Source organism: Rhodococcus sp. 24CO (genome assembly GCF_050586165.1).
Lineage (GTDB): Bacteria > Actinomycetota > Actinomycetes > Mycobacteriales > Mycobacteriaceae > Rhodococcus_F.
Genome location: NZ_JAZFNF010000005.1, coordinates 372,578 through 384,086 on the forward strand (window position 1 = coordinate 372,578; position 11,509 = coordinate 384,086).

The 11,509-nt window shown below is 60.9% G+C and carries 12 protein-coding genes; 8 read left to right on the top strand and 4 right to left on the bottom strand.

Annotated elements, in window-relative coordinates; all coding sequences use genetic code 11:
* Window positions 1-133: 133 nt before the first annotated feature.
* Window positions 134-1,309 (top strand): serine hydrolase domain-containing protein, encoded by a 1,176-nt coding sequence (locus tag V2B23_RS14635; RefSeq protein ID WP_430951003.1) that lies wholly within the window; start codon window positions 134-136, stop codon window positions 1,307-1,309.
* Window positions 1,310-1,539: 230 nt separating this feature from the next.
* Entirely contained in the window at window positions 1,540-2,364 is an 825-nt protein-coding gene (locus V2B23_RS14640) for a PE-PPE domain-containing protein (protein WP_430951004.1), read from the top strand.
* Here the strand turns inward: V2B23_RS14640 and zapE are convergent.
* Window positions 2,342-3,289, bottom strand: a complete 948-nt coding sequence (gene zapE, locus V2B23_RS14645; RefSeq protein ID WP_430951005.1) for a cell division protein ZapE — start codon at window positions 3,287-3,289, stop codon at window positions 2,342-2,344. The genes V2B23_RS14640 and zapE overlap by 23 nt on opposite strands.
* An 87-nt stretch (window positions 3,290-3,376) precedes the next feature.
* On the opposite strand from zapE, the gene V2B23_RS14650 reads away from it, so the two are divergent.
* Entirely contained in the window at window positions 3,377-3,946 is a 570-nt protein-coding gene (locus tag V2B23_RS14650; RefSeq protein WP_430951006.1) for a TetR/AcrR family transcriptional regulator, read from the top strand.
* Between the two features lie 11 nt (window positions 3,947-3,957).
* Here V2B23_RS14650 and V2B23_RS14655 read toward each other — a convergent pair whose 3' ends face one another.
* Window positions 3,958-4,542 carry a TetR/AcrR family transcriptional regulator gene (locus V2B23_RS14655; protein WP_430951007.1) on the bottom strand — a complete coding sequence of 195 codons (585 nt, stop codon included), beginning with the start codon at window positions 4,540-4,542 and terminating at the stop codon, window positions 3,958-3,960.
* A 153-nt stretch (window positions 4,543-4,695) separates the two neighbouring features.
* Between V2B23_RS14655 and V2B23_RS14660 the strand changes: the two genes are divergently transcribed.
* The 5 genes from V2B23_RS14660 (at window position 4,696) to V2B23_RS14680 (ending at window position 9,738) form a co-directional block, all read left to right on the top strand.
* Window positions 4,696-5,760 carry a zinc-binding dehydrogenase gene (locus V2B23_RS14660; RefSeq protein ID WP_430951008.1) on the top strand — a complete coding sequence of 355 codons (1,065 nt, stop codon included), beginning with the start codon at window positions 4,696-4,698 and terminating at the stop codon, window positions 5,758-5,760.
* A gap of 2 nt (window positions 5,761-5,762) precedes the next feature.
* Window positions 5,763-6,257 carry a nuclear transport factor 2 family protein gene (locus V2B23_RS14665; protein ID WP_430951009.1) on the top strand — a complete coding sequence of 165 codons (495 nt, stop codon included), beginning with the start codon at window positions 5,763-5,765 and terminating at the stop codon, window positions 6,255-6,257.
* 74 nt (window positions 6,258-6,331) lie between these two features.
* Window positions 6,332-7,156 (top strand): SDR family NAD(P)-dependent oxidoreductase, encoded by an 825-nt coding sequence (locus V2B23_RS14670; RefSeq protein WP_430951010.1) that lies wholly within the window; start codon window positions 6,332-6,334, stop codon window positions 7,154-7,156.
* 115 nt (window positions 7,157-7,271) lie between these two features.
* Window positions 7,272-8,723, top strand: coding sequence for a rifampin monooxygenase Iri (gene iri / locus V2B23_RS14675; protein WP_430951011.1), 1,452 nt, complete (start codon window positions 7,272-7,274; stop codon window positions 8,721-8,723).
* Between the two features lie 208 nt (window positions 8,724-8,931).
* On the top strand, window positions 8,932-9,738 hold the full coding sequence (locus tag V2B23_RS14680; protein WP_430951012.1) for a putative protein N(5)-glutamine methyltransferase: 807 nt from the start codon (window positions 8,932-8,934) through the stop codon (window positions 9,736-9,738).
* On the opposite strand, the gene V2B23_RS14685 is transcribed toward V2B23_RS14680, so the two are convergent.
* Both V2B23_RS14685 and V2B23_RS14690 read right to left on the bottom strand, forming a co-directional pair.
* Window positions 9,728-10,528, bottom strand: a complete 801-nt coding sequence (locus tag V2B23_RS14685; RefSeq protein ID WP_033232521.1) for an ABC transporter permease — start codon at window positions 10,526-10,528, stop codon at window positions 9,728-9,730. The two genes, V2B23_RS14680 and V2B23_RS14685, sit on opposite strands and share 11 nt — an antisense overlap.
* Window positions 10,525-11,481 carry an ATP-binding cassette domain-containing protein gene (locus V2B23_RS14690; protein WP_430951013.1) on the bottom strand — a complete coding sequence of 319 codons (957 nt, stop codon included), beginning with the start codon at window positions 11,479-11,481 and terminating at the stop codon, window positions 10,525-10,527. The genes V2B23_RS14685 and V2B23_RS14690 overlap by 4 nt, the downstream gene beginning before the upstream one ends.
* Window positions 11,482-11,509 lie beyond the last annotated feature (28 nt).

Sequence of the window (11,509 nt, forward strand, 5' to 3'; positions counted from 1 at the left end):
CTTCACTACGAAGGTGCCGGGCTTTTCTGTTGGTTTCACTCGTTTCATTCAGCGACGAGCACTGCCCGGTCGCGGTAGATTCAGTCAATTGCGACATTCCTTTTCCGCTGAGGACACGAAGGGATCGCCACGGATGAAGTCTCCCTTGCGACAGCGACGAACTCGATTGGCCGTGATTGCACTCGCAGTGACGGCTCTCGTCTCCTGCGGATCCAACGAGGACACCACCACTGGCCCGAGTAGTCCCGCGTCGAGCACCGTCAGCCCCGAATCTCAGAAGATCGACGACATTGTCCGTGCCCAGGTCACCGAACTCGGCCTCAGCGGCGCGGTGTACGGGGTGTGGCGCGGTGACACCGAGGTGGTCACCGGCGCTGTCGGCGAATCCCCACTCGGAGTTCCCGCAACAACCGACATGCAATTACGCGTCGGACAGCCCATGGAACCGATGCTCTCGACCGTCCTGCTCCAACTCGACGAGTCCGGCACTCTCCCACTCGACGAACCGATTGCCAAGTGGGAACCGAGCTTTCCACGCTCCGACCAGATCACACCGCGAATGCTCGCCAACAGCACCACCGGAATCTCCGACTACGTGACCAACCCCGAATTCGAGAAGCGTTTCTACGCCAACCCGATCCTGGGATGGACTGCGCAGGAAATCCTCGATCTCGCCAACACCCGTCCACCGCTGTTTGCACCCGGAACGAGTTTTGCGTACTCGCACAGCGATCTGACCCTGCTCGGTGAAGTTGTCCAGAAGGCAGCCGGGCAACCTTTGAGTGACTTACTGCAGCAACGTGTTTTCGATCCGCTCGGCATGACCGACAGTCGGGTTGCGCTGAACCCACAAATCCCAGATCCAGTCCTGCACGGCTACACCACTGAACGCGGGGTCTTCGAGGACTCGACGTTCTGGAATCCCACGGCCTTCCTCCACAGCGGCAACATGAACTCGACAGTCACCGACGTCGGGAAATGGGTTCGTGCCCTCGGAACCGGCGAGCTGCTCTCCGATACAGCCTTCGACGAACAGATGGCCCCGACAACCGCGGGTCTCGGACCTCTGACCGCCGACAAGTTCTTCACGTTCGGAACGGCGCATCTCGACGGGTGGCTCGTCATGAACCCGTCATACGGCGGATACAACGGTGTTGCCCTCTACGAACCGCAGTCCGAAACCACCATCGTCATCTATGCAACCCTCGGACCGAGCGCCAACGCCAACAGCAACAACGCCGTCCCCATCAGCAACGCAATCGGCGCTGTCATGGTCCCGGACAAGCCGCCGCACGTGCCCGGGCCGTAAGCGGCGTTTCTTCTCACTGCCATTCTTGTCACCGCGTCTCGTGTCACTGCGTCTCTTGTCACTGCGTCTCTTGTCACTGCGTCTCTTGTCACTGGCAACGTCGTATTTACCTGAGGAATACCTCCAGGACTCATCACACCGTCACCATTGCGCTCAGTACCGAACAACCCGCGTCGGACCGCGAGCTCCCAGTGGAGCTACGAGAGCAAAAGATGGATTGGGACGGCCCGATGAGGAAATACTCGCTGTCAGTGGTGTGCACATTCGCCCTGGGGACCGCGCTGCTGTCCGCCAATGTTGCAACGGCATCACCGAACTCATGCCCGGCCGGCGCGGTATTCGCAGTTGGTGGAACATGGGACCCGACCAGCCAGACCACACAACCTGTCACCGATCGCTATGCCGCCCAGGGATATGTCGCAAAACCCGTGAGCTACCCCGCTAGTTTCTGGCCACTCGGTGACCAGACCTACGACGCCAGCGTTGCTGTCGGTGTCCAGGCCCTTCATGCTGAAGTTGATACCTTTCACAACCAGTGCCCCGGGAGCGAAGTCGTCATCACCGGCTACTCCCAAGGTGCACGGATTGCGGGCGACGTTCTCGGTGACATCGCCCGAGACGGGTCCATTCCCCAATCTCAGGTGACCGGCGTCCTGTATTCGGACCCACGAAACTCTCACGGCGGCATCGAAACCGTGATCCCGAACGTTGTTCCGGGTGCAACGATGTCCGGGACCCGCGCCGGCTTCGGCGACATACCCGTCCAGGAGGTATGCATCGAAGGCGACGGCATCTGCAACATGCCCAAACCACGCGATGCACCGGAAGAATTTGTGGACTCGGTTTTCGGCTACTTCACGAAACACGGTACGTATCAACCGATGATGACCGACAGCACTCCGCCGCCGCAGCCTGGCCTTCCCGAATCACCGGCCGTTCCCCTACAGCCGGCGGAGGTTGCCACCGCGATCGCCTCGCGGCTCGTCGAGAACCTCACGCCCTACGTGAAAGCAGCACTGTCGAGCGCGCTGGCTACTGTTCTGACCGCACCATGATGCCCATCGACTGAAGCAGCGACAACCTACTGAACAGCCGGGCAAGCCCCGGAACATCTCGAAGGTGGCCGGCTACGTCCTCGACGTCCCCGTCTGCGAACAGGGTCAACCGCACGTCGGCGTCGTACAGAACATCGACGACGTTCCCGAAACGCCGCACTGCGAATTCCGTTGCAGTGCTGAGAATCGGCACACCGTGGATAACCCATTCATCGAAGCGGGTAACAAGATCGAGATAGTCGGCCGCCGAGGTCGAACCACCGCACAACACATCGAAATCGAACCAGACAGTTCCGTCGCGAAGCGCAGAGCACATCAATGTGCGTGACCCCACTGTTAATTCGACCGGTTCACTGTCAACGGCGCCTGCACTCGAGTGAAAAGATCCCGACGCAAACCGTCGATCCCGCTGACGCGGTTCCCCCAGTATTCGGTAGTCGACCGCTCCACCCAACTCGATCACCTCCCACGCCCTTTCGATCAACTCGATGGACGGCACGAACTGATCGTGAAAAAGTGGATTGGGAAGGAGATCGCACGGCGGAACATTGGACGTGACAACAACAGTCACATCATTCGCAACGATGGTCTCGAGAACTCGTGCCATGAACATTGCGTCAGCGATGTCGTCGATGTGGAACTCGTCGAAGCACAGCAGTCGAATCCCGTCGACCACCTGGCCGAGCGCCTCGCCCATCGACCCGAGACTGTGTGCGCGGGTGTGCAGATCGGCAAAGAACTGGTGAAAGTGAACGCGCCGCTTTGCCACTGGAACACTGTCGTAGAACTCGTCCATGAGCATGGTCTTTCCACGCCCGACCCCGCCCCACAGGTAGATCCCGCCCCCGATGCCGCCGATCGCAATCCGAGCCCGCAGTGCGTCGAGTGATACACGTGCCGACAACTGCTCTTCGTCCAGCCGCATAACTCTCCTCTACATCTGTAGAGTCGAGGCTAGAGACCGGCTCGGACCCGAGTCAACGTGATCCGCACTACGCAGAACGGGATAGCCATGACTGAAGATCGCAGACACCTCATCGGAGCGTGTGCTGTCGCGATCATCGCGGAACACGGCCCGCGGGCATTGACTCATCGCGCTGTCGACGCTGCCATGGGGATCCCGCAGGGTTCAACCTCGTACTACTTTCGGACTCGAGAAGCGCTGCTGGCCGCGGCAGTCCAGCACATCGTCGAACAGTCACGATCGACATTCGACGAACTGCTGGAGACGAATTCCGATCCGGCCACTCTGATCGCCCGATATCTCGGCGACCTCCTGTCCCGTCGCCGCGACGAGTTGATCGCCCGATACGCGCTCCTCCTGGAGACTCGAAGCAATCGCGAATTGCATGACGCCCTGGCGCACAGCCTGTTCTCCACAGCCAAAGCGCAAGAGATCTTCGTACGCCACGGCGTGAAGAATCCGGAGAGTGCGGCAGCCGATCTTGTCAGCTTGCTGGAAGGCCTGATATTCGATCGATGCATCGGAGCGAGATCAACCCATACCCATCACACCGAATCATCGGAATCCATTCTTCAACTGAGGATCCCGATCGATGCGTACCTGCGCGGCGCCCGCTAGCGAAGGGCCTTTCAGTCGACCGGGCGCAACAATCGCACAATCATCTCGACCGTGCGCTCAATGGGACGCTGCCTCGACGTCGGCGTGAATACCACTGTGCGAGTGAGAATTGCACCGAGAAGCATGTCGAAGACGTCGTCGGGATCGACCGTGGAATCAATACTTCCGCGAGGTGCGGCGCGCAGAATATCCTCGAACAGGGGCCGCACCGACATCCTCGGGTATACCTCTGATTGCGCATCGCGATTCGGCTTCTGGTGATGAGCGAGAAGTCCCGCAGCGGCGGCTCGCGCCGCCGGCGCGCTGAAAGCCGCGACGTACGCACGGATGAACCTGCGAAGGTCGCGTCGAAGATCCCCACTCGGCGCGATGCCGGCAAACGTGAAGCGAGGGAACGCAGCCTCCTCGATCAACTCGATCCGCGACGACCATCGGCGGTAGATCGCCGAGGAATGCACACCCGAACGACTGGCAACGGCGTGAATGGTCGTCGCCTCGAAGCCTCGTTCGATCAAGAGTGCGCGCGTCGCCTCGAGGGCTCGCTCGTCGATGCTGGTGTCGCGGGGTCTCCCCAGGCGTCGATGAGGTTCTGACATGTCAGCGAGTGTAGTGACCGCCGGCAAGTGCGCGTCATCTTTACAGGAGAGATTGCTCTATAAGTTTTACAGGAGAGAGTCTTCCGTAAGTGCCAACCCGTGGATACAGTTCACACACAGAATGAGAATTGCATATCCATGGAGGAGAATCAGATGCGCGCTGCAGTACTGCGAGAAGGCACCGTCGAATTCGGAGTCGTCGATGATCCTGTTCCCGGTCCCGGCCAATTACTTGTTCGTTCGCTGGCCTGCGGAATCTGTGCGTCGGACCTTCACTACATGGATAACCCGGACGCCGGCATCGACGACGACAGCGGGATGTCCACCTACGATCAGAACGTCGACATCGTCATGGGCCACGAATACTGCGCCGAAGTCGTCGACTACGGACCCGGCACCGACCGACGAATCCCCATCGGCACCCGAGTAAGTTCCCTCCCGGTGCTCGCCACCCCCATGGGCCGCAAGATCATCGGGCAGAATCCCGAATCGCCCGGCGGTTTCGGCGAGTTCTTACTCCTCGACGAATCGATTACACGCGTGGTGCGCTCGGACCTTCCGAGCGAGGTGATCTGCGTTGCCGACGCACTCTCGGTCGGATGGTCTGCAGCAGCACGCGCGCAGATGGGTGCCCGCGAGGTTCCCCTGGTCATCGGTTGCGGCGCCATCGGCCTTTCTACGATTGCGAACCTCAAACGTCTCGGAATCGGCCCGATCATTGCCGTGGATTTCATTGCGTCTCGCCGCGAGACCGCGACGGCAATGGGGGCTGACGCTGTCATAGATCCCGCCGAAATCTCCCCGTACCAAGCCTGGCGAGATGTGGCGCACGGATCGCCGGACACGACGAGGGACATGATGGCGATAGCCGCACTACCGGGCTGCGTCATCTTCGAATGTGTCGGAATACCAGGTGTTCTCGATTCGATCGTCAAAGGATGCGAGCGTGGAACCAGGATATTCTCCTCCGGCGGACCGCCGGAGGGCGATCACCTCCATACACTTACTGCAAAGCGCAAGGGCCTCAACATCCAATTCGGCGGAGGCCCATTGCCTGCCCACTGGGACGAGGCATTCCATGCAGTGTGCTCCGGCGAGGTCGACATCAGCCCGATGCTCGGACGGACAGTCGGACTCCACGAAGTCGCGGAGGCACTCGATGCGTCGCGCGACGCCAACGGACCGGCTCGCATAGTCGTCATTCCTGGAAAGGTGTGAAAATGGTTGAGAACGACGATCTTCGGACCGCAGTGACAACTCTGATGAACCGAGTTCGTGCTCTTGAAGACCAAGTCGAAATCATGCAACTCGTAGCGCAGTACGGGCCGGCCGTCGACAGTGGTTCCGGTGCGGCCGCTGCGGCACTCTGGACCGAAGACGGCACCTTCGACGCCGTTCCGCAACGTCATATGAAAGGTCGAGAAGCAATCGCCGAGATGGTGCTGGGCGAAGGTCACCAGAGTCTGATCCGCAACGGGTGCGGCCATGTGTTGACCGCTCCACACATCGAGATCGACGGCGACAACGCAACGGGACGCAACTACGCACTCAACATCCGTTGGGACAGTGACGCGGACCGCTTCTGGGTGGCTCGCGTCTCGGCAAATACCTGGCGGTGGGTGCGCACTGCGGAGGGTTGGCGAACCGTCGAGCGAATCAATGCCAACCTCGACGGGACACCCGAGCACCGCACGATGCTGGCGCCGTCGACGTGAGCGATGCACCAGCACGACAATTCGCGCTTTGACCGCACACGTCGAACAGAGTCCACGTTGAAAGGAAGCACACAATGCCAACACATCTCGCACAGAAGTACGGACGGTGGGCGATCATTGCCGGCGGATCCGACGGGGTTGGTGCCGCATTCGCTCACGAATTGGCCTCTCGCGGCGTGAACATCGTTCTCGTTGCCCGGCGAGTACCCGTCTTGGAAGCCTTCGCCGACGACATCCGCGCACAGTACGATGTCGAAGTACGCACGGTTGCGCTAGATCTCAGCTCCTCGGACGCAATGTCCGAACTGGCACGGATAACAGCCGATCTCGAGGTTGGGCTGTTTGTGTACAACGCCGGAAGCGACGACTACAGCGCCGAATTCCTCGACAAGGATCTGGACGATCACCTGTCTCTCGTTCATCGGAACTGCATCAGCGTACTCGAGGCCACCTATCGCTTCGGCGCGCCGATGGTAGCCCGCGGGCGGGGTGCCATGGTGCTACTGACCTCCGGCGCAGCCTGGGCCGGCGGCGCGGAGCACGCCACGTACGGCGCCACAAAGGCATTCGATCTCATTCTCGCCGAAAGCCTTTGGGCGGAATGGCATCCGAAGGGCGTGGACGTTCTGTCCCTCGTGCTGGGCGCAACAGACACCCCGTCTCTGCATCGTGCACTCGGGGCGCAGGCCACAACGCGTGCCAACCTTGCTGATCCCGCCGACGTTGCCCGGGAAGCTCTCGACCACCTGGCCGACGGACCCACCTGGCTGTTCGGAAGTGACAACCCGACCGGCGGGTCACCGTTCGGAAGCATCGACCGCCGTGATGCGGTTCTGGCTATGAGCCGAGGGACACGCCAAGGGTCCGCGGGAAAGGACAGCGCGACCGCACGGCACTGAACCTCCCGCCCCTTTCACCATATCGCGTGCCCCGGGGCTTGCGGCAAGGCCCGGGTAATGGTGCAGACTCGGCTGCTGCGAGCAAGCGCACGCCTTGCCCGCAGGAGGGGTCTACATGAGTGACGTCATCGTTGTCGGTGCCGGACCAACCGGATTGATGCTGGCCGGTGAGCTCCGGCTTCACGGTGTCGACGTCGTGGTGCTGGACAAAGACGAAGCACCTGCCCCGTTTGTCCGCGCCCTCGGCATCCATGTGCGCAGTATCGAGATCATGGAGCAGCGCGGCCTGCTGGACAGATTCCTCGCGCACGGCCGAAAGTATCCACTCGGCGGATTCTTCGCGGGCATTTCCAAACCCGCACCCAGCTACCTGGACACCGAGCACGGTTACGTACTGGGCATACCCCAGCCCGAGATCGACAGGATTCTCGCAGAACACGCCACCGAAGTCGGCACGGACATTCGGCGTGGGAAACGCGTCGTCGCGGTCGGTCAAGACGACCACGGCGTCACTGCGGAATTAGCCGACGGCACAACACTTCATGCGCGCTACCTCATCGGATGCGACGGCGGACGCAGCACCGTGCGGAAGCTGATCGACGTCGGGTTCCCCGGCGAACCGTCGACGGCAGACACGTTGATCGGCGAAATGGACGTGACCATGCCGGCGGACGAACTGGCCGCCGTGGTCGCCAGGATCCGCGAAACGCACAAGCGATTCGGAATCGGCCCGGCCGGAAATGGTGCTCATCGCGTCGTGGTTCCCGCAGCCGATGTTGCCGACGGTAGTGCCGTCCCGACCACCCTCGACGACATCAAGCAACAACTCCAGGTCATCGCGGGCACCGACTTCGGCGTGCACTCGCCGCGGTGGCTCTCGCGCTTCGGCGACGCCACCCGTTTGGCTGATCGCTACCGCCGTGGCCGGATATTTCTTGCAGGCGACGCCGCACATATCCACCCGCCGATGGGCGGGCAGGGTCTGAACCTCGGTATCCAGGACGCCTTCAACCTCGGCTGGAAGCTTGCCGCAGAGATCAACGGATGGGCACCGGAAAGCCTGCTCGACACCTACGAAGCCGAACGGCGTCCGGTGGCCGCCGACGTCCTGGACAACACGCGCGCACAAGCGGAGTTGATCTCCACCGCAGCGGGCCCACAAGCTGTGCGGCGCTTGATCTCCGAGCTGATGGATTTCGACGATGTCAACCGCTATCTGACCGAGAAGATCACGGCGATCTCGATTCGCTACGAGTTCGGTGACGGCGACAATCTGCTGGGCCGCCGGCTGAAGAACATCGCGCTGACCGGTGGCAACCTCTACGACCTGATGCACTCCGGCCGCGGATTGCTGATCGACCAGGGTGGTCAACTGTCGGTCGATGAATGGAGTGATCGCGTCGACCACATCGTCGACACCAGTACCGAATTGGACGCTCCCGCCGTGCTGCTTCGCCCCGACGGCCATGTGGCCTGGGTCGGGGCCACACAGTCGGAGTTGAATACTTCTCTGACCAGATGGTTCGGCGGCTCGACAACCCGAGTATCGCCGCCGAATTCACAGTGAATGCGCTTAATGGCGCGCGCAGACGACAATGATTCGATAGAGTATCGACGTTCAATACGTGCAGGTCGACAGGCAGACGCAGTCGATATGCAGACACTCAGGAGGTGAGTCCCATTACCGCTAGGTCAGTAGTGGCGCCGCCTCCTCCGTTCATCTTCCAGTAGCGGTCGAGAGCGCCCATACGGTAATTCCCGAAAGGCACTCTCATATGTCCGCACCGATGCCCTCTCGTTCTCGGCAAAAATCCACTACCGACGTCCTGCGCCGCGCAGGATGTGTTTTTGCCGAGGACGAAGCGCGAGTTCTACTGAATGCCGCACAATCCCCCGCCGAACTTGACGTCATGATCGCTCGGCGGGTGGGCGGCGAACCACTCGAGATCATTGTCGGCTGGGCAGGATTCTGCGGTTTGCGCATAGTGCTGGAACCCGGGGTATTCGTGCCACGTCGACGCACTGAGTTCCTGGCCAGGCAGGCATGTTCGTTGACAGCCCCCGGCGGTGTGGCCGTCGATCTCTGTTGCGGCTCGGGTGCCGTCGGGGCGACACTCCAGGCGAACGTCCCGGCGATCGAGTTGTACGCCATCGACATCGAACCCGCTGCGGTTCATTGCGCACGCCGCAACATCGCCGCACCTGGTCAGGTTCTCGACGGCGATCTCTACGATCCGCTACCCTCCCAACTCCGCGGACGGATCGACGTCATAGCGGCAAACGCACCGTATGTCCCCACCGATTCGATCCGTCTCATGCCACCCGAAGCGCGACTCCACGAACCCCGAGTGTCCCTCGACGGCGGTGTCGACGGACTCGATATCCAACGAAGGATTGCCGACGAGGCAGCGACGTGGCTCAAACCCGGCGGGCACCTGCTTGTCGAAACCAGCAACGAACAGGTAGACCGCACCGTGGAATCATTCACTCACGGAGGACTTCTCGTGAAAATTTCCGCACACGATGCCACCTCGTCGACAGTGGTGACCGGCACCAAACCCGCAGCACGAGTCACCTACTGACGGCTTTCTGGTATCGACGGATTGCAAACGGCACGAAGACAATCAGCAAGCCGGCCGTCCACAACAGCGACGCGAGAATCGGATTCTGCAGTGGCCATGCATCGGGAACCGTCATGGCGGGGTTGGTGTTGCCAAAAAGCTCGCGCACCGCCTGAGTCACGGCCGACACCGGATTCCACTCCGCGATCACCTTCAAAGGCCCTGGCAAGTTGGTGGTTTCGACAAATGTATTCGCGATGAACGAGAGCGGGAAAATGACAACGAAGCTGGCGTTGTTGAACACTTCCGGCGTCCTGATCCACAGGCCGACCACTGCCATGACCCAGGACAACGCGTACGCGAACAACAAGAGAAGTAAGTATCCGGCCAGCGCTTCGAAGAAACTGGAGTGAATGCGCCATCCCACGAGCAGGCCGGTGATCGACATGACCACCAGGCTGATCACGTTGATGAGGACATCGCTGGACGTACGGCCGATCAGCACTGCCGAAGGAGCCATGGGCAAGGAACGGAATCGGTCGATGATCCCCTTCTGCAGATCCTCGACCATACCCAAACCTGTCCACGTAGAACCGAATATTACTGTCTGCGTGAAGATTCCGGCGATCAGAAACTCGCGGTACGACGTCCCGGGGACGGAGATCGCACTGCCGAACACGTACGCGAACAACAACACGAACATGATGGGCGAAAGCGTCGTGAACACGAGGAGATCCGGAACGCGCTTGATCTTGATCAGGTTTCGTTTGGCAATGGTCAGGCCATCTTCGAGTGCCATCTGCACCGTCATTTCTGGTCCTCCAATTCAGCCTGGTGCCCGGTCAACGTGAGGAAAACGTCGTCGAGTGTCGGTCGACGCAACCCGACATCGAATACTCTGATTCCTCGGGCCGACAGCAGATTGAGGGCGGTGACCAACGCGTCGGTTCCGTCATCGACCGGCACAGTGATGCGTCGGACGTTCTCCTGAATTTGGATCTCCCCCACGGCCAGTGCCCTCAATTCTTCCCGGACGATGTCGAGATGTTCGTTCTCGTGCACGCTCAGTTCGATACGTTCGCCACCAACCCGTGCCTTGAGTTGATCGGATGTTCCACGCGCGATCACCACGCCGCGGTCGATCACTGCGATCTGGTCGGCCAACCTTTCGGCTTCCTCCATGTATTGCGTCGTGAGCAGCAGAGTCGTGCCTTGTGCCACCAGGCCTTCGATGACGTCCCAGAGTCCGAGCCTCGCGCGCGGATCGAGGCCGGTTGTCGGTTCGTCGAGAAACAGAACCTGCGGCCGGGCCACCAAGGCACCAGCGAGGTCCAGGCGTCGGCGCATACCGCCGGAATAGCCCTTGACCGGGCGATCTCCGGCTTCGACCAGGTCGAACTGGTCAAGTAGCTCGCGTGCCCTCGCTTTACTCTTCTTTGCTCCCAGGTGATACAGCCGTCCGACCATCTCGAGGTTCTCGTACCCAGTGAGGTATTCGTCGACTGCGGCGTACTGACCTGACGCCCCGATCTTGGATCGCAGGGCCCGCGCATCCTTGACGACGTCCAACCCGGCGACTTCGGCACGGCCGGCGTCAGGAGTGAGCAGCGTCGTGAATATGCGAACCGCTGTGGTCTTACCCGCACCGTTGGGTCCGAGAAGTGCCATTACCGAGCCCTCGCGCACTTCCAGATCTACGCCGCCCAACGCCGTCAGCTCGCCGTACTTCTTGACCAGTCCCTCGGCCACAATCGCTCCGGTCATGCGTCCTCCCGCGTCAGCACAAATCCAA